Source organism: Pseudoalteromonas sp. SR41-1 (assembly GCF_014164015.1).
Lineage (GTDB): Bacteria > Pseudomonadota > Gammaproteobacteria > Enterobacterales > Alteromonadaceae > Pseudoalteromonas > Pseudoalteromonas distincta.
Genome location: NZ_JACJEK010000011.1, coordinates 126,442 through 152,897, shown reverse-complemented (window position 1 = coordinate 152,897; position 26,456 = coordinate 126,442). Strand labels below are relative to the sequence as shown.

The window sequence follows — 26,456 nt, the reverse complement described above, 5'->3', positions numbered from 1 at the left end:
AAAGCCGGCCTATGCCGGCTCCCCTCTTTAACGGTTTACTTACTTGCGTAAATGCTTAACAGCTTTATCAAGTACACCGTTTACAAATTTATGGCTGTCTTCAGCGCCAAAAATTTTGGCCAGCTCAATACCTTCGTTAATAGCAACTTTATAAGGTACGTCTTCACGGAACTTAAGCTCATAGCTGCTTAAACGTAAAATTGCACGCTCAACCATATCTAAGTCATCAAACGGACGTGTTAAATGTGGTGATACAGCTTCGTCTAGTTGCTTGTAATTTACAGCAACACCCGTCGCTAGATCTTTAAAGTATTCAACATCAATTTTAGTAACGTCTGTTTCGATCAACATTTGTTGTTCGATATCGGCAATTAAATTGCCACTTATTTGCCAAGAATAAACGGCTTGGAGTGCTAAGATACGTGCTTTACGTCTTGCTGCTGGTTTCACAAAAATTCCTTAAACTTAAATTTTATCTAACACATTAACCATTTCAAGCGCGCCTAAAGCAGCTTCGCCGCCTTTATTGCCCATTTTGGTGCCAGCACGCTCAATTGCTTGTTCAATGCTTTCTGTGGTTAATACGCCAAATGCAACCGGGATATCATACTCAAGTGATACTTGCGCAAGACCTTTGTTTGATTCGCCAGCAACTAGGTCAAAGTGTGGTGTACCACCTCTGATCACTACGCCTAATGCGATGATTGCATCATACTCTTTTTTTGCCGCAACGCGTTTAGCCGCTAAAGGTAATTCTACCGCGCCTGGCACATAAATAACGGTAATGTCGTCATCTGATACGCCACCTGTGCGTTTTAGCTCATCAACAGCACCTGCAAGGAGGCTGCTACCAATAAAGTCATTAAAACGAGAAATGACAATGGCAAATTTTTTGCCTGGAGCGTACTTATTACCTTCAATAATTTTCATTTGATAACCCTAAAAATAAGTTCAAGCGGTTGCGATTGCGCAAAAATTGCTGCGCATCATACCATAAAAATAAAATAATAGCCTAGTTTAAGCGTGATGCTTATTGTGGCTCAACGTAATCAACAACTTCTAAATGAAAGCCCGAAAGTGCATGGTACTTTTTAGGGCGACTCATTAATCGCATTTGTTTAATTCCAAGATCGGCAAGTATTTGCGAGCCTACGCCAACAGTACGAGATGTACCTTTGAATTTACGTGGCGTAACGCTTTCGCCGGCATCAGCTGCTGCAAATGCTTTCACAGTTGCCTCTAACTCTTCAGTGCTTTCTTGCTTACCTAAAATAACTAAAGCACCTTCATTTTTAGCGATATAAGCGATTGCTTCTGAAAGGCCCCAGCTACGGTCAGCACTTCTGTCTGAAAGTAGAATATCGTTAAAGGTACTTTGCAAATGTACACGTACATTTGTCGGCTCTTGATCTTTTATATCGCCTTTGAGCAATACGTAATGTAATTGGCCGTCAATTGTGTCTTTGTAAGTAACTAAATCAAATTCACCATGAACAGTTGGTAACTTACATTTTGCTACTTGCTCAATTGTTGTTTCGTTTAAGTTGCGGTATTCTATTAAATCAGCAATGGTGCCAATTTTAATATCGTGCTCTTTCGCAAAAACTTCTAAATCAGGGCGGCGTGCCATAGTGCCATCAGCATTAAGTATTTCAACAATAACAGATGATGCTTCAAGCCCAGCTAAACGCGCTAAATCACAGCCAGCTTCAGTGTGTCCTGCGCGAGTTAATACGCCACCAGGTTGCGCCATAATAGGAAAAATATGTCCAGGCTGAACAATATCACTTGGGACTGCGCCTTTAGCTATAGCCGCTTGCACTGTACGCGCTCTATCTGCTGCTGAAATACCGGTTGTAACACCTTTTGATGCTTCTATCGACATTGTAAAGTTAGTCGAAAATGCTGCACCATTGTTTTTAACCATTAACGGTAAATCAAGTTGCTCGCAACGCTCTTGCGTCATGGTTAAACAAATTAAACCACGGCCATGGGTAGCCATGAAATTAATCGCTTCTGCGCTAATATGCTCAGCAGCTATTATTAAATCGCCTTCGTTTTCTCTATCTTCATCATCCATTAAAATAACCATTTTACCGGCTTTAATATCGTCGATGATTTCTTGCGCGCTGTGTAAATTCATAAATTTGCTCGTGTAAGTTGTCAGTTTCGTTATTTAATAAAACCCGCTTTAGCGAGTAAGCTCATCGAAATATCAGAGCCCGTTGGTTGCTCTGCACCCTTTATAAGGCGCTCTAAATAACGTGCAATTTGATCGACTTCTAAATTAACTTGGGTACCTACTTTAAAATGAGCAATTGTGGTTTGCTCACTCGTGTGTGGGACAATTGTTAATTTGAATTTATTACCCTCTACAGCGTTTACTGTCAGGCTTATACCATCAATACATACCGAACCTTTGTAAGGAATGTATTTCATTAAATTTTCGTCAGTTGTAAGCCAATATTCTGTTGCTCTGGCGTTTGCTGTAATACTTGTAATTGTTGCGATACCATCAACATGGCCAGACACTAAATGACCGCCTAAACGAGAAACAGGTTGCATGGCTTTTTCAAGATTCACCGTTTGTCCTAAAGCATAGTGAGCAAAACCGGTCAAACTAATCGTCTCATTAGATAAATCCGCACTAAAACCATCAATATGTTTATCAACTACAGTTAAGCAAACACCATTAGTTGCAATGCTGTCACCTAACTTTACGTCTGTCATATCAAGATCAGTACTTTGGATACGAATGGCTAAGTCGCCTTGTTTTTTTTGTAATAAAGCAATTTTGCCTGTGGCTTCTATTATCCCAGTAAACATAGCACTACTCTTTTTATTAAGTGATTTTAATGAGTTTTGACGCGGTGATACGTAAATCGTCACCAATGCGCGCACATTCATTAAATGTTAAATCAACGGTGTTTTGCATACTCGTCAATTCAGGAAAATTAACTAAACTTTTTGCATCATGGCCCATTAGTTTAGGCGCTAAATAAAAAACAAACTCGTCAACTAAATTAAGCTCTGTCATTTTACCAGCAAGTGTTGCGCCAGCTTCAAGCCAAACATTATTAAACTGCAGTTGCCCAAGTTTTTCTAAAACGGCTTGTAAATCAACTTTACCGTTACTTTCACTGACTTCAATATGCTTTACAAAATGCGGCCATTGCAATGATTTATCAACCTTAGTCGTAAATATTATTACATCACTTTGGATTTCAAATAAAGCAAGGTCAGGTGTTAAACGGTTTTGAGAGTCAATTATAACACGCACGGGCTGGCGAAGCGGCAAATCAGTAGGCAGTGTGCAAGGCAGCTCACTTAGTCGCACATTAAGTTTAGCATCGTCTACTAGCACTGTATCGGCACCGGTTAAAATAGCGCAGCTTTTCGCTCGGTATAATTGTACGTCTTGTCGAGCAGCAGGACTTGTGATCCACTTACTTTGCCCATTTTTAAGCGCCGTTTTACCATCAATACTCGCTGCCATTTTGCAAATCACATAAGGTAAGCCTTGTTCCATACGCTTAAAAAAGCCAACGTTAAGTGCGCGAGCTTGTGATTCGAGTAACCCGTAAGCAACGTCAATACCCGCGTCGCTCAGTATTTTAAGGCCTTTGCCAGCAACTTGTGGGTTTGTATCAACCATAGCAGCAATTACTTTTACCACACCGGCAGCTTTTAAGCCTTCGGCGCACGGTGGCGTACGGCCATAATGACTACACGGTTCAAGCGTTACATAAGCCGTTGCACCTTGTGCATTTTTTCCAGCGACAGCCAGTGCATTTACTTCTGCATGGCCTTGACCTGCTAATTGATGAAAACCCTCACCAATTATTTGATTATTTTTAACTAAAACACAGCCAACATTAGGGTTAGGTGTGGTAGTAAAGCGGCCTTTTTTGGCAAGTTCTATGGCGCGTGCCATATACATTTCATCATGTTCAGTAAAAGGAACTTGGCTTTGCATTGTTACTCCCCTAAGCGGGCAATTTCTTCGCCAAATTCGCGTATATCTTCAAACGAGCGATAAACAGAGGCAAATCTTACATACGCTACTTTATCGAGCTTTTTGAGGGCTTCCATAATGCATTCACCAACCAAATGGCTTGAAATTTCTCGCTCGCCTGTAGCACGCAACTGCGATTTTATTATATTCACAACTTCGTCTACTTGCTCTGTGCTCACTGGGCGTTTTTCGAGTGCGCGATTTAAGCCATTTAATAATTTATCTTCGTTAAATGGTTCGCGGCTGCCGTCTTGTTTAATAACACGAGGCATAACCAGTTCAGCGCCTTCAAATGTAGTAAAGCGCTCATGGCAGTCGTTGCACTCACGGCGCCTGCGAACTTGATGGCCTCCACCAACAAGGCGTGAGTCAATAACTTTAGTATCTTTTGCGGTACAAAATGGACAATGCATAGCTCGGTACTTCCGTTTTAAAACAAAAAAGACCGCTAAATAGCGGTCTTTTATCTTAGCAAAAAAATAGGGCCTGTTGACCTTTCAGGATTAAATTTGTTCTATCTATGGGTGATTTAATCGCGGCGCGAGGTTTGTAACCTAGTGGGCTAAGTAAAAACCGAGCAAAGCTTCCGCGTCCTGCTCACGCCCCTTACCTACATCCATGTAGGCAACAAAGAGTAAATCGCCCCTAGGACGAACCCGAGGGCAGTGCATGTTTGGCATTTATGCTGCGTTATCGCCTATTTGTGTGGAGTAACCACACTACATAGACTCTGCCTTGCCTAAAAACCAAACATGCTACTGCAAATTAAACCTCGAAAGATAAACAGGCCCCTAGCCTATGTGATCTAAATTACTGCTGCTTATGCAATTAAGCGTAAACAGGTAATTTTGCACAAATTGCTTTTACTTTTTCTTTAACTTGCGCCTGTACAGATTCATCAGTGATGTTATCTAGTACGTCACAAATCCAGCCAGCAAGCTCTTTTGATTCTTCTTCTTTGAAACCACGACGAGTGATTGCAGGAGAACCAATACGCAAACCAGATGTTACAAACGGAGAACGTGGATCGTTTGGCACTGAGTTTTTATTAACTGTGATGTTAGCGTTACCAAGGGCTGCGTCTGCATCTTTACCAGTAATATCTTTATCGATTAAATCGAGTAGGAATAAGTGGTTTTCAGTTTTGTCAGATACGATTTTGTAGCCGCGCTCTTGCATTACAGCAACCATTGCTTTTGCGTTTTTAACAACTTGTGTTTGGTATACTTTAAATTCTGGTTGAAGCGCTTCTTTAAATGCCACTGCTTTTGCTGCAATAACATGACATAAAGGACCACCTTGGCCACCAGGGAAAACTGCGCTGTTAAGCTTTTTATAGATTGCTTCATCGCCACATGCAGAGATAATTAAACCACCACGAGGACCAGCAAGTGTTTTATGCGTAGTTGTAGTTACAACATGTGCATGAGGAACTGGGCTTGGGTAAACGCCTGCCGCAATTAAACCTGCAACGTGAGCCATATCAACAAACAGGTAAGCACCTACTTTGTCAGCAATTTCACGGAATTTAGCCCAATCAACAATACCTGAGTACGCTGAGAAACCACCAATAATCATTTTTGGTTTATGCTCAAGTGCTAGTGCTTCAACCTGTGCGTAATCAATTTCGCCCGTTGTTTCATCTAGTCCGTATTGAATTGCATTGTAAAGCTTACCAGAGAAGCTTACGTGTGATCCGTGAGTTAAGTGACCACCATGAGCTAAGCTCATACCAAGTACAGTGTCGCCTGCTTCTAATAGCGCTAGAAAAACAGCAGCATTAGCTTGCGAACCAGCATGTGGTTGTACGTTTGCGTAGTCAGAACCAAATAACTCGTTAGCACGGTCAATTGCTAATTGCTCAACAACATCAACGTGCTCACAACCGCCATAATAACGTTTGCCAGGGTAACCTTCTGCGTATTTATTTGTAAGCTGTGAACCCTGCGCTTCTAGTACGCGTGGGCTACAGTAGTTTTCTGAAGCGATTAGTTCAATGTGCTCTTCTTGGCGAGCAGTTTCTTTGTTTATCGCGTCAAATAACTCTGGATCAAAATCCGAAATATTCATGCTACGTTCTAACATTGGGGTCTCCTAGGGCAACGTGTATGGTGTTTTTTAGAGGCTTTATTGTACGCTTTAAACGACTCTTTGCCTACGCTCTTAAGTTGAGGATATTTAAACAGGGATTGAAACTATTTCACAGACTTTTTAAGATGATATTTTCTTATAAAACCATAACGATTTTAAATGAATGCTATTTCCTACATTTAATTAGTAAATGCAACTCACTAGATTTAAAAGCCTAAAGTTATAAAAAAAGGCGGCTTAACCGCCTTTTTGAATTAATTAACTTAGCCAAGTTTAGCAAGTATTTCTGTACGTAATGCGTCGTAATCGGCCTTTATATCGCTTGCTAGGCATGGTTTTGCTAGTGCGTCGCTAAGTGGTTTTGGCATACCTAATTCAATATTTAAAATACCCTCTACGCTTTCTTTAAACTTAGCAGGGTGAGCTGTGGCTAAAAAGATGCCCGCTGCACCAGGCGCTCGATTTTCAACAAGACCTTGGTACGCAATAGCAGTGTGAGGCTCTGCAACATAACCCGTTTGTTGAATTTTTTTCATCACCGATTGCGTGTCTTCCTCGTTTACGCTAGTTGAATAAAAATTATCGTAGCTAAACCAGTTATTATCTAACATTGTTTGCACACGCGGCCAGTTGTTTGGCTTACTTACATCCATTGCATTTGAAAGCGACTCAAGTGTTGCGTTTGGCGTCCAGGTTTTATCAAGCATAAAGCGCGGCACAGTATCATTTTGGTTGGTGGTTGCACTTAATTTACCTACAGGTAAGCCAATAACCGCACCAATCATTGCAGCACATACATTACCAAAGTTGCCACTTGGCACTGATATATGCGCTGTTGCGCGTTTTTCTTTTGGTAGTTGTGCAATGGCCTCAAAGTAATAACAAACCTGAGCAACTAAACGGCTAATATTAATTGAATTAGCAGAATTAAGCCCAAGTGTTGATTTAACTTCTTCATCTAAAAAGGCATTTTTAACCAACTCTTGGCAATCATCAAAACTGCCATCAACTGCGTAACAATGAATATTGTTACCTAACGTAGTAAATAGCTTTTGCTGAGCAAGTGAAATTTTGCCTTTAGGATATAAGATGACAACATCGATATTCGGCTTGTTATAAAAAGCATGTGCAACGGCTGCACCAGTATCGCCCGATGTTGCGGTTAAAATAGTTACTTTTTCATCTTTATTAAATTGCGCTAAGCACTCAGCCATAAAGCGACCACCAAAGTCTTTAAACGCAAGCGTAGGACCATGAAACAACTCTAAGCAGTAAGTATTCTCTTCAACTTCCACCAGCTTAACTGGAAAGTTAAATGCATTTTTAACCATTTGTGCCACAGTGTCGCTAGGCAGCTCATCACCAATTAGGTGAGATAATATTTTGCCACTGCGTGTAACAAAGTCCATATCAAGCAAAGCATGAACATCGGACAGTGGGGCAAGGGATTCAGGGAAAAACACACCTTGATTACGACCCAAACCTGTTTTTACGGCTTCAACGAACGACACTTTTTGTGAGCTATCTTTTAAATTATGTAATTGCATGACTACCTATCCTATAAAACTGTTAATTGACGCGTGCCGTCGTTATCTAATTTACAAATGTGGCAAAAGCCTTGCTCGTTAATGTAATTTGCCTCTAACCACTGCGCGCATTGCTTTGCAGCTTCAAGTGTTTTACATACACTAAACAAGGTAGGTCCTGCGCCCGAAATACTCACTATTTCAGCGCCCAACGCTGGTAAGCTTGCTTTGGCTTCACTAAAACCTTTAATAAGCGGTGCGCGGTAAGGTTCTGCTATTTCATCTTTCATTATGCTCAGTGCATCGTCAAAACGATTAGTCAACAGTAAGCTACTAAATGCCGATAAACGCTGTGCAAACTCAACACTTGCATGCATGCTCAACTCTTTTGGTAAAACCGAGCGCGCTTTAGCAGTGTTGAGTGAAAAACCAGGGAACGCAGCAACGTAGTACCAATTTTCATCAACAGGCAGTGCAATCGATTTATCAGGGATTAAATCACCTGTTAATTGCAAACCACCTAAATAGCATGGCGTGATGTTGTCGTAATGACGACCACCGCTCACTACAGCTTCAAAGTCAGCCATAAGCTCAATAAGCTCAACCTGACTTAAGTTAGTTTGCGCAAACTTATCAAGGGCAGCAAAGGTAGCCACGACCGAGCATGCACTAGAACCAAGTCCAGATCCAATTGGTAAATTCTTTTTAAGCTCGAGCTTTACGCTTGGCATATCAGGCGCAACATGCGCTCTAAAATGTACTAAACACTGGTACGCTAAGTTTTCATTCGCATCACTTGGTAACTTGTGAGCGTAGTCGCCAGTGCAAATAAATTCGTCACTTGGTGCTGCACTTACAACGGCTACATCGCCTAATAAACTACCATCAATTGGCGCAAGCGCTGCGCCAAGTGCATCAAAACCCACTGCAAAATTACCAATAGACGCCGGAGCATATACTTCAATCATAACGAGCTCCTAGCGCGATAGTGTTTTTAAAATATCAGCAAATACACCCGCTGCTGTTACTTCAGAGCCGGCACCATAACCACGAATTACAAACGGACGTGGCTGGTAGTATTGGCTTAAAATAGCAAGCGCGTTTTCGCCATCGCGAATTACATTAAGCGCATGTTTTTCATCAACAGCCTCAATACCTACTTTACAGTGACCTTCTTTAATTGTACCTACATAACGAAGTACCTTTCCTTCGCTCGCAGCACTTTGAATGCGGTCATTAAAATCAGCATCTAGGCTTGGTAGTTTTGCCATAAACTCATCAACACTATCACCTTGTGCAAAACCTTGTGGTAATACTGACTCAACTTCAATATCGCTTAGCTCCAACTTCATACCGGCTTCGCGAGCAATGATCAGTAACTTACGTGCTACATCAGTACCCGATAAATCATCACGAGGATCTGGCTCAGTAAAACCGCTTTCTTTGGCTTTAATAGTTGCCTCAGAAAGTGATAAACCATCTTGAAGTGCGCCAAACATATACGAAAGTGAGCCTGATAAAATACCGCTAAACTCTAGTAACTCATCACCGGCACCAAATAATGACTGCAAGTTATCGATTACTGGTAAACCTGCACCAACGTTAGTTTCGTATAAAAATTTACGATTATTCTTTTGCGTAGCAGCTATTAAATCTTGGTAATACGTGTATGAGCTTGTTGTCGCTTTTTTATTAGCTGCAACCACATGAAAACCTGCATTTAAAAAGTCTACGTACTGCGCAGCAAGTGCATCTGAAGATGTACAATCTACTAATACCGGATTCACTAAGTGGTTTTGCTTAACAAATTGCTCTACTAATTTTAAATCAAATGCTTGCTCAGATGAGGCCAATTTTTGCTGCCAATCACTAAAAGCGATGCCTTCGTTATCAAGGTGTAATTGACGAGAGTTAGCAACACCATACAAGTTAAGTTTAATATTACGCTTTTCAAGCCAAGCTTGCTGGCGCTCAAGCTGATTAATAAGCTCTTGCCCTACTAAGCCACAACCTAGTAAAAACACATCAATTGACGGCACATGCGTGAAAAAGTTTTCATGGCATATTTTTACAGCGTCATTACATAACTCACCATCAATTACCGCAGAAATAGCACTTTCTGTAGAATCCTGTGCAATTGCCACAATATTTACTTGCGCTTGTGCAAGCGATGCAAAAAACTTAGCCGCTAAGCCACGGTGTGCGCGCATGTTGTCGCCCACTAAAGTAACAATGGCTAAATTACGCTGTACTTGTACAGGCTCAATAAGCCCTGCTTGTAATTCAAGCTCAAATGCAGTTTGTAGCGCATCCAGTGCAAGCGCTAGGTCTGTTTCGTGCACACAAAAACTAATACTAAATTCACATGATGATTGCGTGATCAATACAATTGATACGTTATCGTGAGCAAGCGCGTTAAATACCTTAGATGCCATGCCTACTTTACCTTTCATGCCTGGGCCTGAAACAGTTAACATTGCAAGGTCTTGTAAGCTAGAAAGCGCTTTTACGGGCTCATCAGATGAATAATCGTTACCAATTAATGAGCCTTGTGCGTCTGGGTTATGCGTATTTTTAATTTCACATGGCACGCCTGCTTTAGCACACGGTAAAATTGTTTTTGGATGAAGTACTTTTGCACCAAAGTAAGAAAGCTCCATCGCTTCTTTATAAGATAAAAAATCTACTTTAGTGGCTTTTTTAATATAACGAGGATCAGCGCTATATACGCCATCAACGTCAGTCCAAATTTGGCAAATCTCAGCTTCTAAACATGCCGCAGCAATAGCTGCTGAGTAATCTGAGCCATTACGGCCAAGCGTCGTAAGCTCACCTTTATCATTACTCGCCGTAAAACCAGGCATAATATAAATAGTTGCAGGGTTTTCTTTAAGCACAGCTTGAAAGCGAGCTTTACTTGCCACTAAATCAGCTTCTGCATCAATGTAGCCACCTGTTGAAGCAATACAGCTTGTTGCTTCTAAGTACCTTGCATCTTGTGAGCTCAATAAAGCCTGCATTAAAGAAACGCTAACGCGCTCTCCAAAGCTAATTACAAATGCGCGAACTTGATCAGGGCAACACTGTATAAGCGACACGCCATCTAATTTATTTTTAAGCTCGCCTAGGTCTGGCCAGCTTGTAACTACTACGCCACTTTTTTCAACGTCAGCTTTTAAGCCCTCACAACGACTCGCTAATGCTTGCCATTGCTGCGAAAAATCTAAGCCTTGCTCTGCAGCACTTGCAAGTGCAACTAGCGAATCGGTCATTCCACCTGGAGCAGAAAGCACCAATAACATTTCATCTTTTAACTGTGCTTTAACTAACTGAGCTACCTGTTGTAAGCATGCATAATCGGCAAGTGAAGACCCACCAAATTTTAAAACTCGCATTGTTTATGTTCCTCATCCCATAAAACGAAAAAAGGCCTGTGTTCTAAGTGAACACAGGCCTTTAAATTTGTTGCACCGACCTATGCCACTATCCAGTAAGAATGATGGTTGTAATAATAATGGTCAGTACGCGATTAATTGTTTTCATATGTTAAGACTGCCTTAACAAAGGCTATGCTGTCAACCCTAAATTAAAAGATAAAACAGCCTTTTTTAACATGAAAAAACCTAATGAATGCCAAATTTATGCAATATTTCATTCAAGCTTGATTTATTAATAGGTTTATCAATAAAATCAATTGCGCCAAGTTGGGCGACTCGTTGCTTCATTTTTTCCTGTATATCAGCAGAAATAACCAACACAAAGCACTCTATTTTTTCTGTTTTTATAGTTTCAAGTACTTGTATACCATCAACCTCTGGCATGGTGAGGTCTAGGCACAGTAAATCAAAGTTTTGTGCTCTTAAAAGATCGAGGGCGTTTGCTCCATTTATAGCTTGTTGTATATCTGCGTCTATACACTCATTTAAACACCGCACGACTTGTTTACGAGCAACAGCAGAATCATCACAGACTAATATCGAAAATTTCATCATGTTTACTACTACACAACCATCAAAGTTATTAAAAGACCATCTTTCTTTGCACTCAGGACACTTTAACACGCATCTAAATACTTAGCGCATTAATAATTCAATGCAATGATAAATATAGAATTAACTCATTTAAATATGATTAACGAAACTAAATTCTAATCAAACTTACAAAACTTAACGTCTAGCAAATTTACTAATTCATAGCTGAGTTTAATTACATTAATACTACATACCGACTTAATTAGATTTATCTTATTAAATTTTAACTTTTTTATTTATTTTTAGAGGTTTATTGACTAACTTTTAAATTACAATAGTAACGTTACAAAAATAACAAAGGATGAACAAGTCACTCATGTTACAAAAAAGCCTTTCTAAGAAGCTGCTAACAAGCGTTTTATCCGTTTATTTTTTGCTTACCTTCGTAGTGACTTGCGGACAGGTGCTTGCTGAATATCTCAATACTAAAGACTATATACGTGATGAATTAAGTACATTACAAAAAACCTTTAGTCGTAGCTTAACACGTGCAATTTGGGAGCTTAATACCAAGCAAACAATTACAACAGCAGAAGGTTTACTCGCCATTCCCATGATTGAAGGGATTATTGTTCGAGACGACAGCGGCGAAATTATTTCACAGTTAGGGCGCTCGCTCGACATACATAAGCTATATAACCAACAGTTAGTACAAGAAGAAGCTATTTTAGAAGACGCGAAATCCGGTCTGTTTGGTTACACCTTTCCACTTATTTTTGAATTTTCTGGCCGTGCTACCCAAGTGGGCGACGTTACCTTGTTCTCTAGCCGAGAAGTTGTTTTAAGCCGAATTATGGTATCAATCTACTTTTTGATTGGTAATGCGATGATTAAAACTACCTTTTTAATCATTTTATTTTTAATGGCATTTAGAAAGCTTCTTACAGATCCCTTAGCTGAGCTTACTGAGCAACTAGAAAACCTAGAATTAGATGAGCTAGAAGGACAACACATAGAAATAGAAACAGAGGAGCATAACGAACTAAAAGTAATGGAGCAGTCGTTTAACAAACTAATAGATAAAGTGGTTCAGTACAGAAAAGAGCTTGAGCACACCCAAAAAGAACTTATTATTAGTAACGAAAAGCTCGATCATCACAACATACAACTTGAGCAAGACGTAGCCCGTAAAACATCAAACTTAAGCCAAGCAATGATGGAATTACAACAGCAAAAATACGAACTTGAGAAGCAAAAAATTGTGCTCACTGAAGAAATAGACTTACGCCGCAGCACAGAGCAAGAGCTAATTACAAAACAAACTGAATCTCAGCGTTATATAGAGGAATTAAGCCTTGCACAGGAACGTTTATTGGGCACAGAGAAGATGGCCGCACTAGGCGGGCTTGTGGCGGGTATTACGCATGATATTAACACCCCTATTGGGATAGGTGTAACGGCAATATCGTTTTTGCAAGAACGCTTAAATAAACTCGAAAGTGCTTATAGTGAAAAAACACTTTCACCAAAAGCACTAGAAGAATTTATTAACGAAGCAAAACAAAGTACAAGCTTGTTAACCACTAACTTAGATAGAGCCTCAGAGCTTATTGCTAGCTTTAAGCAAATAGCGGTCGATCAGGCCAGTGAAGCTGTAAGAACTATTAACTTTAAAGATTACACTAACGAAGTAATACGCTCACTGCATCCAAAACTAAAAAAGACATCCCATACAATAAAATTAGAATGCCCTGATGACTTAGTTTTAAATTTACCTGCAGGCGCCATCAGCCAAATTTTTACTAACTTAATTATGAATTCACTCATTCATGGCTTTGAAGGTAAAAGCAACGGTGTGATGGATATCAAAATAAGCGCAGATGACACTAACTTAACGATTGATTACAAAGATGACGGTAACGGAGTTACCAGTGAGCAATTGAAAAAATTGTTTGACCCATTCTTTACGACTAAACGCGATGAGGGCGGAAGCGGATTAGGTACCCATATAATGTTTAACTTAGTTAAACAAACTCTTAGTGGATCTATTGATGCAACGAGTGAACCTGGTAAAGGTCTGCGTTACTATATTCAATTTCCAAAGAACATGGCTAAGCCAATGCCTATTTTTGATAAATATGAATAAAAAAGTATATGCATTAAATTATTAGGGCGTGTTGTTCTTTGGTGGTTGAATTTGCAGCAATATGTTTGGTTTTTAGGCAAGGCAGAGCCTATGTAGTGTGGTTATTCCCCATAAGTAGGCGATAACGCAGCATAAATACCAAACATGCGCTGCCCTTTGAGCTCGATCTCGGGACGATTAACTCTTTGTTGCCTACATGGATGTAGGTAAGGGGCGTGAGCAGGACGCGGAAGCTTTGCTCGGTTTTTACTTATTCTTACATGGATGTAAGCCAGTAGAATAACGCAGGAGCAGTTACCGAGCCCACTAGGTTACAAACCTAGCGCCGCGATTTAATCTTCCTTGGATTGAACAAATTTCAATCCATAAAATTCAACACGCCCTAGTAACAAATCAGTCATTTCGAGATGCTGTTTTTATTGCTATGATTGGACAAATTTTTCAAATGGATCAATTCCCCTATGTGGTTTAGTAACCTTATTTGTTACCGCTTTAAGCAAGACGTTTCATACACCCAAGAAGATTTTGATAAAGCATTAGAGCAAGATTTATTTCGCCCATGTACTGGTCAAGAGCTTGCAACATTTGGTTGGACGAAAGCGTTTGGAAAGCATGGCGAAACACTATCGCATTTTTCTCAAAAAAGTATTTTAGTTTGCGCAAAACGTGAAGAAAAAGTACTCCCAGCTTCTGTTATCAACGAACTAGTTGCTGAGAAAATTGATCAGATAGAAGCCGAAGAAAACCGCCCGGTTAAAAAGAAAGAAAAAGACGAATTAAAAGAAAACATTCTTCATACTCTTCTACCCCAGGCATTTAAAAAGTCGAGCTTACAATTTGCCTTTATTGACCAAGAAAATGGCTGGGTGGTTGTAAATAGTGGCAGCTTTAATAAAGCTGAAGAGCTACTGGCACTACTTCGTAAATCGTTAGGAACGCTCCCAGTTGTACCTGCGTTTGCTAACTACGACCTAGATGTATTCTTAACTGATTGGTTAACTAACTTTAGTACACCAGAAGGCTTTGCTATTGGCTCTGACGCTGAGCTTGAAGAAGCTGACGACAGCGGTGCACAAGTAAAACTAAAAGGCCATGATCTGGCATGTGATGAGGTTAAATCGCACTTAGAAAGTGGTAAACGCGTAACTAAACTGGCACTTGATTGGCAAGAACGCCTCAAGTTTATGCTGCAAAACGATGGCTCTATCAAGCGTTTAAGCTACTCTGAAACTCTAAAAGAAGAGAACGCAGATATTCCTAAAGAAGATATGGCTTTAAAACTTGATGCTGACTTTATTTTAGCTTCTGAGGAAATAAAGCAATTACTTGAAGAACTAACTGCTGGCTTAGGTGACGTTGAAGATTTAGAAAAAGCGTAAATACCACAACCTACATAAATATTTAAGCGCTTTGAAGCATTAAATAGACCCACATATAAGCAGGTTGGTATAACAGATAAAAAATCCGATAGCAGTTTACTGCTATCGGATTTTTTAATGGAATTTTTAGAAGCGCTTATTTATATATTTGTTATCCGCGAACAGAATTTAGCTAACGTTCGGCGTATTAAAACCTAATGTAATCATCTTTTAAGTAAGAGCTTACAGCAAGGTTCAAAGGAAAGTTATGTAGAGTGATATGAGATTATCTGTATTCACTTCAAGCCGGAATGCACAAAAACTGAAATTTTGATTTTAATTGAAATCATTAACTTATTTGTGCAGATAACTTATTTTAGCTTTTAGCGTCTTCAACTTTAGGTTGGCGATATATTTTTATAATGTGGTATAAATTTACAAGCGACAATAAGCCGTTGGTAAAAATAACAGGTACTGCGCCAATGGCAAAACCGTATGCAGTAAATACAATACAACCAAACATGTTGTACCAACGCAGTTTTACTACATCTGTCATTGTTAACGATGCAACCAATAAAGCTGATGCAATATAGCCTAAATATTCCCAACTCAATTGTTCTCTCCTAGCCTTTAGGTTAGCATTACATGTACTGCTAACTTATGGCACTTATAAGTATTGCAAAGTTACAACAAAATAAAAAAGCTAACTTGCTTAAAAACCTGAAAAAGTTTGCCGGAAAATACCAGCAAATTCTTAAATCATTACACGGGAAATGAAGGTAAAATAATACTATTAGCAAAGCTAATAATATTAGTAGCAAGTTAGCGTAAATTCTTAGTGTCTTAATGCTAACGTCATTAAGATGTAATAAATAGGACAAATGTCCGAAGAGCACATTGATGTTTCAATACCATTTTTCTAGTTACCTTGTTGATCAGCTTTTAACCTTTGCCGGTAGTAGCTATCAACAATCAAAAAAAGAAGTTCTGATCCATCAAGATCAGCCTTTAAGCAAGCTTGTGCTTGTACGCAGTGGCACTGTGTCGTTTAGTTACGACGTAGGTAATGGACGACGCCTGCTGTTAGGACAATTGGATTGTAACAACACCCTTATTGGTGAAATAGAAGCGCTAAATAATAATCCGTGTATTTATACGGTAACGTGCTTTAGCGATGTAACTTATAATCTTATTGAATTAAGACATTGGCGTGCTCTGCTGCTTGAAAAACCAGAACTGAGTTTATACACCGCACAAACTATTGCGGCTAAATTTCAGGAAAACCAAAAAATCAATTTAGATAAACTACTACTACCATTGAGCTACAACATAGCCAAAGATTGCTTACTAAGGGCCGAGAACAACAACCCTACGCTACTTAGAGCCTATCCAACTGTAAATGCTGAAGCCGAACGCTTTGCTACCACTGAGCGAGCTTACAGACGTGTTGTTACAGAACTTGTCGAAAAAGGCTTGGTACTTAGAAGTAACGATGGCTTACAAGCAGTCGATATACCAAAGCTAAGTGAATACGTAGATAGCTTTGCTCAACTTTAAGTTATTTAAAATTTACCCATAAAAAAAGGCCTTAACGGCCTTTTTTTATTTATACAAATTACTGATTACTTCTCTAGCAAAATGTCATGAATTTTCACAAGATCAGATTTACCTGCAATAATTTCATCCGGTGTTAAACCCGATAGTTCATGCGGGAACACTAACCACTCTTCAGACTCATGAATATAATAATCTGGAACAGTGTCTACTTTTGAGTTTTTTGGCTTGTAGTACGGACATGCAATACGAATATCACGTGGCAAGTTTAAGCGCATAAGCTCTGAAAGCTTTTCTTTTAATGCAACAATACTACGACCAGAGTCAAATACATCATCAACAATTAATAATGAGTCGCCTGCATTTGCGTTCTCAACAATGTAATGCAAACCGTGGACTTTAATTTCTTTAGATTGTTTACCAATACCGTAATAAGACGATGTACGTACTGCAATGTGGTCAGTCTCAATGCCTTTATAATCGTAATATTCTTGAACAGCAATACCGATCGGTGCACCACCTCGCCAAATACCAATAATAAAATCAGGACGAAAGCCATCTTGGTATACTTGTGCCGCTACGCGGAACGAATCTTCAAGCAGCTGTTGAGCTGTGATGTAGCACTTATCTGACATAATTAGAAACCCCAGTGGTGGATATAAGATTTGAGCGCAGCTTAGAGTTAAGCAAAAATTAAACTCAAACAGGTATTGGCGACGGATTTTACCGCAAATGAAATAAAATTGCTTGCCTGTAAATTAAAAAATAGGCACCCAAAGGTGCCTATTTTTAGTGTAAAAAGCATAATTTAGTAAATATTATGCTTTTTCTTGTAGGGTACGAGCAACCGTACGCATACCTTGAGTTGTTGCGCCCGCTGCCCATTGGCTTGTACTGCCCATGTTAAAAGCAGCAGCTAAATCTATGTGCACCCAGCCTTTGCCATCGTTTGGCACAAAGCGTGATAAAAAGCCTGCAGCATTCGATGCACCGCCGTAACCGCCACCCTTTTGTGCACGGCTATTTGCCGTATCAGCATAAGGAGATGGGCAGTTTTGTTGATGCCATTTTTCAAGAGGAAGTGGCCAAGCAGCTTCCATTTCTTGAGATGCAAAACTTTCAACTTCACGTGCAAGTTCTTTATCAAGTGCAAATAATGCATTGTACTCTTGGCCAACAGCAACAAGCGCTGCTCCAGTTAGTGTTGCTGCATCAATGATAAGTGGAGCGCCAGTCTCTCCTGCTGCCATTAAGCCATCAGCAAGTACTAAGCGACCTTCAGCATCCGTGTTTACAATTTCAACTGTTGTGCCATTTTTGTAAGTAAGAATGTCACCTAATTTGTATGCATGACCCGAAATTAAGTTCTCAGCACAACATAAAAACAGCTTAATACGTTTTTCAATACCACGGTTAATAGCCAATGCTAAACCTGCTGTTACTGTTGCAGCGCCGCCCATGTCGCACTTCATACCAAGCATACCTTCGCTTGATTTAATTGAGTAACCACCTGAGTCAAACGTAATACCTTTACCTACAAGCGCAGCACTTACTGGTGCATTTTCGTCGCCTGTTGGGTTGTAATCAAGCTCAAGCAATACTGGTGGGCGAACACTACCGCGACCAACTGCATGAATACCAATCCACTGTTGTTCTAGTAACGCATCACCTTTAATAATTTGGTAACTTACATGTTCAGGCGCTAATGATTGAATAAACTCAGCTGCTTTTTCAGCTAGGCTTTCTGGGTAAATGTCATCGGCAGTACCGTTAACCATTTCACGTGCCCAAATTGCTGACGTTTTTAAGTGAGCAAGTTCTTTAATATCTGATTGTGCGTTATCAACAAACTCAACACCGTTTAACGATTTTGGTGTTACAAAGCCTTGGTAAAAAGCCCACTGGCTTTCTGTACACCAAGTATCACCTGCTAATTCAACATTTTTAACGCCTTGGCTTGCAATAGTACGGCCTGCTTTTTGAACATTTTTTAATGTGTCTTGCTCAGATAAATGAACAGTTGCACCGCGCTCGTTAAAAGACAATGACGCATTATCGCCCCAATGACTCGCTGCTGCTTGTTCGCTTAGTTGAACAACAAATTTTTCACTCATGTTAGAATTCCCTTGCACTTAAATGTGCCACCGAGTTTACTATAGAGCGCTTAAGTTCCCAACAGCTTGAGATAAATAACATAAATCACACTGCTGAGCAGTGTTTACGCTTTGGAAGTTATTATGAAGTACACGCCAGCGCTGCAACCAGCCATATTATTAAAGCGCTACAAACGCTTTTTAGCTGATTTACAATTAAGTGATGGCAGCGAATTTACCGCCCACTGTGCAAATACAGGTAAAATGACGGGATGCGCTGAGCCAGGCTTTACTGCTTTTTATTCAAAGAGCGATAACGCAAAACGAAAATACCCGCATTCATTAGAGCTTACGCAAAATAACTTATCGCAGCTTATTTGTGTAAATACAGCGGTGGCTAATAAAGTAGTAGAAGAAGCAATAAACAATAATGTGATAAGCGAACTACTCGACTACAGTCAATTGCAAAGCGAAGTTAAGTACGGCAGCGAAAACAGTCGTATCGACTTTTTACTCACAGACGAAAATAAGCCCAATTGTTATGTAGAAGTTAAATCAGTCACATTATTAAGCGAAGATACACCACAAAGCGGGCAAGGCTACTTTCCTGATGCGCAAACAGTGCGTGGACAAAAGCATATTCGCGAACTAATAGAAATGATCGAACAAGGCCACCGAGCAGTATTACTGTTCGCTGTTTTGCATGAAGGAATAAATACCGTAAGTGCAGCTGCGCATATTGATAAAAAATACGCCACGTTATTAAACCAAGCAATAATAGCCGGTGTTGAAGTATTAGCATACAAAGCCAAAATTTCAGCTAATGGAGTCTTACTTCATAAAAGAATAGCATTTATAGAATAGTGTAATAAACCAAGAGATTGAACTAAGCGTAATTTACAAAGCACTCTAATTATAGAAAGTGGTAAAAAGTGAATTATAAAAATTAACTTGCTTTTGAAGCTTTTGCCCATATAACAAGGCAAGTTTTAGAAAGCGAATATGTGAATTAATTAAAAGTGTAAATAAACTATTAATACACTTTTTTACTCAGTAAGCATGGTTGAAGCTAATTCGATTAATTAAAAATAAATTTGCCTAGGGTATAAGATTCTGTTATTTATACCGCCGGCTAATGCTGAGGCATTAAATTAAGGATTTAGGAGAGAGTTATGCCAGACCAAAAGAAACATGGTTTATTGGCTCAAGCCGGTTTAGAACCATACCAAGAAAAACCAGGCGAAGAGTACATGAATGATGCACAACGTGCTCATTTTAGAGCAATTTTAGAGACTTGGCGTAACGATTTACGTAACGAAGTTGATCGTACTAAATCGCACATGCAAGACGAAGCTGCTAACTTTCCTGACCCAGTTGACCGCGCTGCACAAGAAGAAGAATTCTCTTTAGAACTTCGTACTCGTGACCGCGAACGTAAATTAATCAAAAAAATTGAAAAAACAATTAATTTGATTAAAGAAGATGATTTTGGCTTTTGTGAGTCTTGTGGCATCGAAATTGGCATACGTCGCTTAGAAGCACGTCCTACTGCCGATTTATGCGTAGACTGTAAAACACTTGCAGAAATCAAAGAAAAGCAATCTGGACGCGGCTAATTAAAACTTATTAGTTAGTTATGTCTCCTACAGCCGTTACTGCGCCTATGCGTAAATATCGCGGTCGTTTTGCGCCGTCTCCTTCTGGGCCATTACATTTTGGCTCACTTGTAGCGGCTGTGGGTAGCTACCTAGATGCAAAAGCTAATCAAGGAAAATGGTTAGTTCGTATAGAAGACATTGACACTACGCGCGTGGTTAAAAACGCCGACTCCGATATTCTAAATACCTTACAAGCCTACGCCCTTTATTGGGATGAACCTGTTGTATACCAAACACAGCGCCTGTCTTTATATCAAGATATTACCCACTCTCTTTTAGAGCAAAACCTTGTTTATGGTTGCACCTGTACTCGAAAGCAAATAAAAGCCATTGGCGGTATTTATCAGGGGCATTGCAAAGCACTTAATCATCATACTCAATCCGGCGCACTTCGTTTAGTTCAGCAACATCCAACGACCCAATTTAGTGATTTAATTCAAGGTGATATATCGGTAAATAGTGCATTATCCCACGAAGATTACTTAATTAAACGCAGTGACGGTTTATTTGCATATCAACTTGTTGTGGTCGTCGATGATATCGATCAAAGGATAAATCGAATTGTAAGAGGCGCAGATTTAATTGAACCAACAGCTCGGCAAATTAGTTTGTTTAAACAACTCGACAGCCCTGTACCTGAATTTGCTCATTTACCTTTAGCGGTTGCCAAACCCGGTTTTAAACTATCTAAACAAAATTATGCCCCCGCCATTTGTAAGCAAAATCCAAAGCCTGCTTTAATTAGCGCTTTTGAATTTTTAGGGCTACCTGTTATAGCTGATTTAAGCGACTTAAATATAGAACAATTAATCGATTGGGGAATTAAAAACTTTAGCTTAAAACAGGTCCCCCAAGTATCCGAAATACAAATTTCTCAACATCCACATAGCCAGAAAGTCCAATTTACACATTTAAGTAAATAAAATAGCTAAAAACGGCTTAATTTCAACACATCAACTTAATTTTTAAACCCTGCTGGTATATGATAGCCGCCTAAATATATGCTAATTACGTCAAACAGCTTGTACTGGGTTATAACCGCCCTATTTGCTGTAACTTTTGATTGCGATGCAGAGTCAATCACACCTTCTAGGAGACAGACTATTATTTCCAAGCTTTTTCAATTTTGCCGACAAATAATCGGCCCGAATACCAGTGCCGAAAGCGCTTCTGTAAGCAGTGAACCTATTGTTGTCACTCGTGGTGAGCATGGTATTTCTCGCAAACAATTTAGCCCAAATGCAATCAAAGTATTATACCGCTTAAAAGACGGTGGCTACGATGCCTACCTTGTTGGTGGTTGTATTCGCGATATATTGTTAGGCCAACAGCCAAAAGATTTTGACGTAGTTACTAATGCAACTCCAGATCAGGTAAAAAAACTATTTAGAAACTGTCGCCTGATAGGTCGTCGCTTTCGTCTAGCACACATTGTATTTGGCCGTGAAATTATCGAAGTGGCAACAATGCGTGGCCACCACGAAGCGCAAGAAGACAAAAATCAAATAAGCCAATCAAGCAATGAGGGCCAACTACTACGTGATAACGTATTTGGCAGTATTGAAGAAGATGCAGAGCGCCGCGACTTTTCAATCAACGCACTTTATTACTCAATTAAAGATTTTAGTATTCACGATTACGCCAACGGCTTAGCGGCAATTAAAGCTAAACAAATCGAGCTTATTGGCGACCCTGAAACGCGTTACCGCGAAGACCCTGTTCGTATGTTACGTGCAGTACGTTTTGCCACTAAGCTTGATATGAGCATTGCGCCTAAAAGTGAAAAGCCAATTAGCGAGCTTGCAAGCTTGCTTGATAACATTCCGCCAGCACGTTTATTTGAAGAAATTCTTAAACTGTTTTTAAACGGCAAGGCCGAAGCTAACTTTTTAATGCTGCGTAAATACGGCTTATTCCGCTCACTTTTTCCTGAACTTGATAAAATTTTAGATAAAAACCCAAGTGGCTTAGAGCACACGCTTATTCAGCAAATGTTTCAAAATACCGACAAGCGTATTAATGCCGATAAAAAAGTAACACCGGCGTTTATTTTTGCTGCCCTACTTTGGTTCCCACTGCTTGAGCGCACTAAAAAAATTCAAAGCCAAGAGCAACTATCTGAATACGATGCTTTCGCACAAGCAATGAATAAAGTACTAAGCGATAATTCACAGCATATAGCTGTTCCTAAGCGCTTTACTTTAGGTGCTCGCGATATTTGGCATATTCAGCACCGCTTAGATAAACGTGCTGGCCAACGTGCATACAGGCTAACGCAACAGCCTCGCTTTAAAGCCGCTTACGACTTTTTATTATTACGCGTAGATGCAGGCGAAACTCAGCATACAGAGCTTGCTCAGTGGTGGACACAATACTTAAGTAAAGATATAAACGGCCAAAAAGAGATGGTTAAAAGCTTAGGCCATCAAGGTGGTCCTAAGCCGCGAAAGCGCCGTCGCCCTACTAAAAAGCCAACTGAGTAATAACATGCATTGTGTTTATTTGGGTTTAGGTGCCAACCTAAACTCACCAAAAGAGCAGCTTGATAACGCGATAATTGCGCTTAAAAAGCTGCCTAATTGTGAATTTGTAAACGTATCGCATTACTATGCAAGTAAGCCTATGGGCCCACAAGATCAACCAGACTATATCAATGCCGTAGCCTGTATTAAAACGACCCTTGATCCAGAGCAATTACTTGATTTAACACAAAGTATTGAGCTTGAGCATGGTCGAGTAAGAAAAGCTGAGCGTTGGGGTCCACGCACACTTGATATCGATACCCTATTATTTGATGATCAAATTATAAATACGGCGCGCTTAACCGTGCCTCATTATGGTTTGAGTGATCGCGAGTTTGTGGTTTACCCACTATTAGAGCTTGCACCTGAACTTATTTTACCTAGCGGCATTGCATTAAAAACCATTGCAAATAACTTACCGCTCAACGACTTACAACAATTACCTCTGTAATTAACCTAGGCTTTTGCCTGCGAGGATATTATGTCTAAAATAACCGTTTCTACTTTAAATAAAATGAAAGCAGAAAATAACAAAATTACTGCATTAACAGCCTACGACGCTAGTTTTGCAAAGTTATTTCATGATAACGGCGTTGAAGTTATTTTAGTGGGCGACTCATTGGGCATGGTACTACAAGGCGGCGATGACACCCTTGGCGTAACAAATCAAGATATTGCATATCATACCCGCTGTGTACGCGCTGGTAGCCGCGAATTATTTGTAATTGCTGACTTACCTTTTATGACCTACTCAAGCGTTAGTGATACCTGTAAAAATGCAGCTGAGCTTATGCGCGCTGGCGCAAACATGATTAAACTTGAAGGCGGAGAGTGGCTTTACGAGAGCATTAAAGCACTCACTCAACAAGGTATCCCAGTTTGCGGGCATTTAGGCCTTACACCACAGTCAGTTCATGTATTTGGTGGCTTTAAAATACAAGGTCGCGAAGAAGATAAAGCACAAAAAATGATTGATGATGCGAAAGCACTTGAAGCCGCTGGCGCGCAATTATTAGTACTTGAGTGTATTCCAAGTGCCCTGGCAAAACGCATTACAGACGCTTTAAGTATCCCAACTATTGGTATTGGTGCAGGCAGCTTAACTGACGGCCAAATACTGGTAATGCATGACCTAGTTGGTATTTCGGCAGGTTACATTCCTAAATTTTCTAAAAACTTTTTGCTCGAAACAGGCAATATGCCTGCAGCCGTTCAAAAGTATTGTACAGATGTTAAAAGTGGCGCATTTCCAAGCGCTGAACATGAGTTTAAATAATGCAATCAATAACTGAAATCAGATCGTTACGTAGTCAAATTAAAGCATGGCGCCAAGCAGGTCTTAGCGTGGCGCTTGTGCCAACAATGGGCAACTTGCACCGTGGGCATTTTTCGCTAGTAGAAAAAGCAAAAAACTTGGCCGACAAAGTCGTTGTAAGTATTTTTGTAAACCCAATGCAATTTGGTGCTAACGAAGATTTAGATAACTATCCTCGTACGCTAAACGAAGACAAACAAGGCCTTGCTGAACTAGGCACTGATATTGTATTTACCCCAAGTGTAGAAACAATCTACCCTAACGGACTGGGTGCACAAAGCTTTGTAGATGTACCTGACATTTCATTAGGCTATTGCGGTGGCTCACGTCCAGGTCACTTTAGAGGTGTTGCAACAATCGTAACTAAATTATTTAACTTAGTGCAACCAGATTACGCCTGCTTTGGTGAAAAAGATTTTCAGCAACTACAAGTAATCAAAACTATGGCACGCGACTTATCAATTCCGGTTGAAGTCATTGGTGTACCTACAATGCGAGAAGTTTCTGGCCTTGCTATGAGCTCACGTAATGGTTACTTATCTGATGATCAAAAAGCGACTGCAACCGTATTATTTAAAGCCCTTAATACGTGCGCTGAGCAACTTAAAAGTGGCGAGAAAGACTTTGTAAAACTTGAAAGCTTAGCTAAACAAAGTTTAGAGAAAGCAGGCCTAAAACCAGACTATTTTGAGATTGCTCAACGAGATACATTAAAAACTGCTACAATCGAAGATACTCAATTTGTTATTTTAGCCGCAGCCTATTTTGGTGGTGTTAGATTGATCGACAATATCCAAGTCGAAATTTAATATTATTGCGACTCCATTTTAAGGATAAGAAGCATGCACACTTTAATAAAAACAAGCGTAGTCGCCCTTACTTTTGCACTATTGGCAGGTTGTCAAAACCAAGTTGAAAACCCTGAAATGAATCAGTGTGCTCAACAAAACTACCAGTGTGAAAGTAGTTGTGAACAGCAAACAACTGCTGAGGGCTTAAAGCAACAAGTATGCTCTGGCAAATGTGTTGAGAGCTATAATCAATGTAAAGCACAAGCCGAAAAATTAGGTAATATTTAATTCCTTAAAGTTTTTAGTTTTAGGCACAAAAAAACCGCTCAATGAGCGGTTTTTTATTGCTTATAGTTTATTAATTTAAACCAAGCTTCTTAAGTTCTGTTTCTACTAGCTTTGCAGAAAGTGGTACATAACCATCTTTTTCTACAATTTGCTGACCATCTTTTGAAAGTACCATTTTTAAGAATTGCGCTTCCATTGGAGACAACGGCTTGTTTGGGTGCTTATTCACATAAAGGTATAAAAAGCGAGATAATGGATATTTGCCTTGTGCAACGTTATCAAGTGTTGCATCAACAAAGTTATCGCCTTTTTTAGCTAGCGGTACTGTACGTACGCCCGATGTTTTATAACCAATACCTGAGTAACCAATTGCATTTAATGAAGATGAAATTGACTGTACTACTGATGCAGAACCCGGTTGCTCATTTACGTTATTACGGAAATCACCTTTACAAAGTGCTTTCTTTTTAAAGTAACCATACGTACCTGATACTGAGTTGCGTCCGTAAAGTTGCACATCTTTAGCTGCCCAATCACCTGTTAGACCAACATCGCTCCAACGGTTAACTTGCTCTGGTGCGCCACATTTTCGAGTAGATGAAAAGATAGCATCTACTTGGTCAATACGAAGACCTTCAATTGGGTTGTCTTTATGTACAAATACAGCAAGTGCATCAATAGCTACGCGAACTTCTGTTGGCTTGTAACCGTAACGTTTTTCGAACGCTTCGATTTCTTTAGATTTCATTTTACGGCTCATTGGACCTAGGTTAGCTGTACCTTCGGTAAGTGCCGGTGGAGCAGTAGAAGAACCTGCTGCTTGAATCTGAATATTTACATTTGGGTAAATACGTTTGTACTCTTCAGCCCAAAACGTCATCATGTTGGCTAAAGTGTCAGAACCTACTGATGAAAAGTTGCCTGAAACACCACTAATTTTTTGATACTCAGGAATATTTTGGTCTAGAGCAACTGCTTGTGCAGATACGAAAGTTGTAACAGCCACACCCATTGCGGCAACTAAGTTTTTAAATTTCATGTAGAGTTCTCCGGTTTGTTCGTTCCATTTTCTAACTGCTGCCCACTCTAAAGTGAGTACATGACAGTTACATTACTCTTAAATGACAC

Annotated in this window: 26 protein-coding genes; 11 read left to right on the top strand and 15 right to left on the bottom strand. The window is 39.8% G+C overall.

From position 1 onward, the window contains the following. Positions 1 to 39 precede the first annotated feature (39 nt). The 11 genes from nusB to H5118_RS11640 form a co-directional block, all read right to left on the bottom strand. Positions 40 to 450 carry a transcription antitermination factor NusB gene (gene nusB / locus H5118_RS11690; protein WP_002961751.1) on the bottom strand — a complete coding sequence of 137 codons (411 nt, stop codon included), beginning with the start codon at positions 448 to 450 and terminating at the stop codon, positions 40 to 42. A 15-nt stretch (positions 451 to 465) separates the two neighbouring features. Then, positions 466 to 930 carry a 6,7-dimethyl-8-ribityllumazine synthase gene (ribE, locus tag H5118_RS11685; protein WP_002961753.1) on the bottom strand — a complete coding sequence of 155 codons (465 nt, stop codon included), beginning with the start codon at positions 928 to 930 and terminating at the stop codon, positions 466 to 468. Between the two features lie 100 nt (positions 931 to 1,030). After that, positions 1,031 to 2,143, bottom strand: coding sequence for a bifunctional 3,4-dihydroxy-2-butanone-4-phosphate synthase/GTP cyclohydrolase II (ribBA, locus tag H5118_RS11680; protein WP_182748904.1), 1,113 nt, complete (start codon positions 2,141 to 2,143; stop codon positions 1,031 to 1,033). A gap of 29 nt (positions 2,144 to 2,172) precedes the next feature. Further along, the gene (locus tag H5118_RS11675; RefSeq protein ID WP_024596291.1) at positions 2,173 to 2,826 is read right to left on the bottom strand and encodes a riboflavin synthase; all 654 of its coding nucleotides are present in this window, start codon (positions 2,824 to 2,826) and stop codon (positions 2,173 to 2,175) included. A 16-nt stretch (positions 2,827 to 2,842) separates the two neighbouring features. Then, positions 2,843 to 3,976, bottom strand: a complete 1,134-nt coding sequence (ribD, locus tag H5118_RS11670) for a bifunctional diaminohydroxyphosphoribosylaminopyrimidine deaminase/5-amino-6-(5-phosphoribosylamino)uracil reductase RibD (RefSeq protein WP_024596292.1) — start codon at positions 3,974 to 3,976, stop codon at positions 2,843 to 2,845. Between the two features lie 2 nt (positions 3,977 to 3,978). After that, complete coding sequence (nrdR, locus tag H5118_RS11665) at positions 3,979 to 4,428, bottom strand: transcriptional regulator NrdR (RefSeq protein ID WP_002961761.1); 450 nt, start codon at positions 4,426 to 4,428, stop codon at positions 3,979 to 3,981. A gap of 415 nt (positions 4,429 to 4,843) precedes the next feature. Next, positions 4,844 to 6,100, bottom strand: coding sequence for a serine hydroxymethyltransferase (glyA, locus tag H5118_RS11660; protein WP_002961763.1), 1,257 nt, complete (start codon positions 6,098 to 6,100; stop codon positions 4,844 to 4,846). Between the two features lie 269 nt (positions 6,101 to 6,369). Next, on the bottom strand, positions 6,370 to 7,653 hold the full coding sequence (thrC, locus tag H5118_RS11655) for a threonine synthase (protein WP_182720671.1): 1,284 nt from the start codon (positions 7,651 to 7,653) through the stop codon (positions 6,370 to 6,372). An 11-nt stretch (positions 7,654 to 7,664) separates the two neighbouring features. After that, on the bottom strand, positions 7,665 to 8,600 hold the full coding sequence (gene thrB / locus H5118_RS11650; RefSeq protein WP_024596294.1) for a homoserine kinase: 936 nt from the start codon (positions 8,598 to 8,600) through the stop codon (positions 7,665 to 7,667). Positions 8,601 to 8,609: 9 nt separating this feature from the next. Then, complete coding sequence (thrA, locus tag H5118_RS11645) at positions 8,610 to 11,027, bottom strand: bifunctional aspartate kinase/homoserine dehydrogenase I (protein WP_138489567.1); 2,418 nt, start codon at positions 11,025 to 11,027, stop codon at positions 8,610 to 8,612. 228 nt (positions 11,028 to 11,255) lie between these two features. Continuing rightward, positions 11,256 to 11,624, bottom strand: coding sequence for a response regulator (locus tag H5118_RS11640; protein ID WP_024596295.1), 369 nt, complete (start codon positions 11,622 to 11,624; stop codon positions 11,256 to 11,258). Positions 11,625 to 11,979: 355 nt separating this feature from the next. Here H5118_RS11640 and H5118_RS11635 point away from each other — a divergent pair, with 355 nt between their 5' ends. Further along, positions 11,980 to 13,749 carry a sensor histidine kinase gene (locus H5118_RS11635; protein ID WP_024596296.1) on the top strand — a complete coding sequence of 590 codons (1,770 nt, stop codon included), beginning with the start codon at positions 11,980 to 11,982 and terminating at the stop codon, positions 13,747 to 13,749. Between the two features lie 461 nt (positions 13,750 to 14,210). After that, positions 14,211 to 15,128: a recombination-associated protein RdgC gene (rdgC, locus tag H5118_RS11630; RefSeq protein WP_002962662.1), complete on the top strand. Its 918-nt coding sequence runs from the start codon at positions 14,211 to 14,213 to the stop codon at positions 15,126 to 15,128. 355 nt (positions 15,129 to 15,483) lie between these two features. Here rdgC and H5118_RS11625 read toward each other — a convergent pair whose 3' ends face one another. Continuing rightward, positions 15,484 to 15,720 (bottom strand): YgjV family protein, encoded by a 237-nt coding sequence (locus H5118_RS11625; protein WP_024596297.1) that lies wholly within the window; start codon positions 15,718 to 15,720, stop codon positions 15,484 to 15,486. Between the two features lie 287 nt (positions 15,721 to 16,007). Between H5118_RS11625 and H5118_RS11620 the strand changes: the two genes are divergently transcribed. Next, on the top strand, positions 16,008 to 16,664 hold the full coding sequence (locus H5118_RS11620) for a Crp/Fnr family transcriptional regulator (protein WP_002962665.1): 657 nt from the start codon (positions 16,008 to 16,010) through the stop codon (positions 16,662 to 16,664). 65 nt (positions 16,665 to 16,729) lie between these two features. On the opposite strand, the gene H5118_RS11615 is transcribed toward H5118_RS11620, so the two are convergent. Beyond that, positions 16,730 to 17,296 (bottom strand): phosphoribosyltransferase, encoded by a 567-nt coding sequence (locus H5118_RS11615; RefSeq protein WP_002962666.1) that lies wholly within the window; start codon positions 17,294 to 17,296, stop codon positions 16,730 to 16,732. A gap of 183 nt (positions 17,297 to 17,479) precedes the next feature. Continuing rightward, on the bottom strand, positions 17,480 to 18,775 hold the full coding sequence (gene pepB, locus H5118_RS11610) for an aminopeptidase PepB (RefSeq protein WP_002962668.1): 1,296 nt from the start codon (positions 18,773 to 18,775) through the stop codon (positions 17,480 to 17,482). A gap of 123 nt (positions 18,776 to 18,898) precedes the next feature. Between pepB and sfsA the strand changes: the two genes are divergently transcribed. The 8 genes from sfsA (at position 18,899) to H5118_RS11570 (ending at position 25,328) form a co-directional block, all read left to right on the top strand. After that, on the top strand, positions 18,899 to 19,618 hold the full coding sequence (gene sfsA, locus H5118_RS11605; protein ID WP_182748902.1) for a DNA/RNA nuclease SfsA: 720 nt from the start codon (positions 18,899 to 18,901) through the stop codon (positions 19,616 to 19,618). A 308-nt stretch (positions 19,619 to 19,926) separates the two neighbouring features. Beyond that, positions 19,927 to 20,370 (top strand): RNA polymerase-binding protein DksA, encoded by a 444-nt coding sequence (dksA, locus tag H5118_RS11600; protein WP_002962671.1) that lies wholly within the window; start codon positions 19,927 to 19,929, stop codon positions 20,368 to 20,370. A 20-nt stretch (positions 20,371 to 20,390) separates the two neighbouring features. Next, the gene (gene gluQRS / locus H5118_RS11595) at positions 20,391 to 21,335 is read left to right on the top strand and encodes a tRNA glutamyl-Q(34) synthetase GluQRS (RefSeq protein WP_002962673.1); all 945 of its coding nucleotides are present in this window, start codon (positions 20,391 to 20,393) and stop codon (positions 21,333 to 21,335) included. 78 nt (positions 21,336 to 21,413) lie between these two features. After that, positions 21,414 to 22,895 carry a polynucleotide adenylyltransferase PcnB gene (gene pcnB / locus H5118_RS11590; RefSeq protein ID WP_002962675.1) on the top strand — a complete coding sequence of 494 codons (1,482 nt, stop codon included), beginning with the start codon at positions 21,414 to 21,416 and terminating at the stop codon, positions 22,893 to 22,895. 4 nt (positions 22,896 to 22,899) lie between these two features. After that, entirely contained in the window at positions 22,900 to 23,385 is a 486-nt protein-coding gene (gene folK, locus H5118_RS11585) for a 2-amino-4-hydroxy-6-hydroxymethyldihydropteridine diphosphokinase (protein ID WP_002962677.1), read from the top strand. A gap of 30 nt (positions 23,386 to 23,415) precedes the next feature. Then, positions 23,416 to 24,210, top strand: a complete 795-nt coding sequence (panB, locus tag H5118_RS11580; protein ID WP_002962679.1) for a 3-methyl-2-oxobutanoate hydroxymethyltransferase — start codon at positions 23,416 to 23,418, stop codon at positions 24,208 to 24,210. Further along, the gene (panC, locus tag H5118_RS11575) at positions 24,210 to 25,058 is read left to right on the top strand and encodes a pantoate--beta-alanine ligase (protein WP_024597167.1); all 849 of its coding nucleotides are present in this window, start codon (positions 24,210 to 24,212) and stop codon (positions 25,056 to 25,058) included. The genes panB and panC overlap by 1 nt, the downstream gene beginning before the upstream one ends. A 33-nt stretch (positions 25,059 to 25,091) precedes the next feature. Continuing rightward, positions 25,092 to 25,328 (top strand): hypothetical protein, encoded by a 237-nt coding sequence (locus tag H5118_RS11570; protein ID WP_024597166.1) that lies wholly within the window; start codon positions 25,092 to 25,094, stop codon positions 25,326 to 25,328. Positions 25,329 to 25,398: 70 nt separating this feature from the next. Here the strand turns inward: H5118_RS11570 and H5118_RS11565 are convergent, their stop codons facing one another. Then, positions 25,399 to 26,367, bottom strand: a complete 969-nt coding sequence (locus tag H5118_RS11565; RefSeq protein ID WP_002962686.1) for a PstS family phosphate ABC transporter substrate-binding protein — start codon at positions 26,365 to 26,367, stop codon at positions 25,399 to 25,401. Between the last annotated feature and the right edge of the window lie 89 nt (positions 26,368 to 26,456).

What these genes read in the sequence shown, in the direction of transcription:
- ribE (WP_002961753.1), bottom strand. Translation starts at nt 930, where the DNA reads ATGAAAATTATTGAAGGTAATAAGTACGCTCCAGGCAAAAAATTTGCC.
- ribBA (WP_182748904.1), bottom strand. Translation starts at nt 2,143, where the DNA reads ATGAATTTACACAGCGCGCAAGAAATCATCGACGATATTAAAGCCGGT.
- H5118_RS11675 (WP_024596291.1), bottom strand. Translation starts at nt 2,826, where the DNA reads ATGTTTACTGGGATAATAGAAGCCACAGGCAAAATTGCTTTATTACAA.
- ribD (WP_024596292.1), bottom strand. Translation starts at nt 3,976, where the DNA reads ATGCAAAGCCAAGTTCCTTTTACTGAACATGATGAAATGTATATGGCA.
- nrdR (WP_002961761.1), bottom strand. Translation starts at nt 4,428, where the DNA reads ATGCATTGTCCATTTTGTACCGCAAAAGATACTAAAGTTATTGACTCA.
- glyA (WP_002961763.1), bottom strand. Translation starts at nt 6,100, where the DNA reads ATGTTAGAACGTAGCATGAATATTTCGGATTTTGATCCAGAGTTATTT.
- thrC (WP_182720671.1), bottom strand. Translation starts at nt 7,653, where the DNA reads ATGCAATTACATAATTTAAAAGATAGCTCACAAAAAGTGTCGTTCGTT.
- thrB (WP_024596294.1), bottom strand. Translation starts at nt 8,600, where the DNA reads ATGATTGAAGTATATGCTCCGGCGTCTATTGGTAATTTTGCAGTGGGT.
- thrA (WP_138489567.1), bottom strand. Translation starts at nt 11,027, where the DNA reads ATGCGAGTTTTAAAATTTGGTGGGTCTTCACTTGCCGATTATGCATGC.
- H5118_RS11640 (WP_024596295.1), bottom strand. Translation starts at nt 11,624, where the DNA reads ATGATGAAATTTTCGATATTAGTCTGTGATGATTCTGCTGTTGCTCGT.
- H5118_RS11635 (WP_024596296.1), top strand. Translation starts at nt 11,980, where the DNA reads ATGTTACAAAAAAGCCTTTCTAAGAAGCTGCTAACAAGCGTTTTATCC.
- rdgC (WP_002962662.1), top strand. Translation starts at nt 14,211, where the DNA reads ATGTGGTTTAGTAACCTTATTTGTTACCGCTTTAAGCAAGACGTTTCA.
- H5118_RS11620 (WP_002962665.1), top strand. Translation starts at nt 16,008, where the DNA reads ATGTTTCAATACCATTTTTCTAGTTACCTTGTTGATCAGCTTTTAACC.
- H5118_RS11615 (WP_002962666.1), bottom strand. Translation starts at nt 17,296, where the DNA reads ATGTCAGATAAGTGCTACATCACAGCTCAACAGCTGCTTGAAGATTCG.
- pepB (WP_002962668.1), bottom strand. Translation starts at nt 18,775, where the DNA reads ATGAGTGAAAAATTTGTTGTTCAACTAAGCGAACAAGCAGCAGCGAGT.
- sfsA (WP_182748902.1), top strand. Translation starts at nt 18,899, where the DNA reads ATGAAGTACACGCCAGCGCTGCAACCAGCCATATTATTAAAGCGCTAC.
- dksA (WP_002962671.1), top strand. Translation starts at nt 19,927, where the DNA reads ATGCCAGACCAAAAGAAACATGGTTTATTGGCTCAAGCCGGTTTAGAA.
- gluQRS (WP_002962673.1), top strand. Translation starts at nt 20,391, where the DNA reads ATGTCTCCTACAGCCGTTACTGCGCCTATGCGTAAATATCGCGGTCGT.
- pcnB (WP_002962675.1), top strand. Translation starts at nt 21,414, where the DNA reads ATGCTAATTACGTCAAACAGCTTGTACTGGGTTATAACCGCCCTATTT.
- folK (WP_002962677.1), top strand. Translation starts at nt 22,900, where the DNA reads ATGCATTGTGTTTATTTGGGTTTAGGTGCCAACCTAAACTCACCAAAA.
- panB (WP_002962679.1), top strand. Translation starts at nt 23,416, where the DNA reads ATGTCTAAAATAACCGTTTCTACTTTAAATAAAATGAAAGCAGAAAAT.
- panC (WP_024597167.1), top strand. Translation starts at nt 24,210, where the DNA reads ATGCAATCAATAACTGAAATCAGATCGTTACGTAGTCAAATTAAAGCA.
- H5118_RS11570 (WP_024597166.1), top strand. Translation starts at nt 25,092, where the DNA reads ATGCACACTTTAATAAAAACAAGCGTAGTCGCCCTTACTTTTGCACTA.
- H5118_RS11565 (WP_002962686.1), bottom strand. Translation starts at nt 26,367, where the DNA reads ATGAAATTTAAAAACTTAGTTGCCGCAATGGGTGTGGCTGTTACAACT.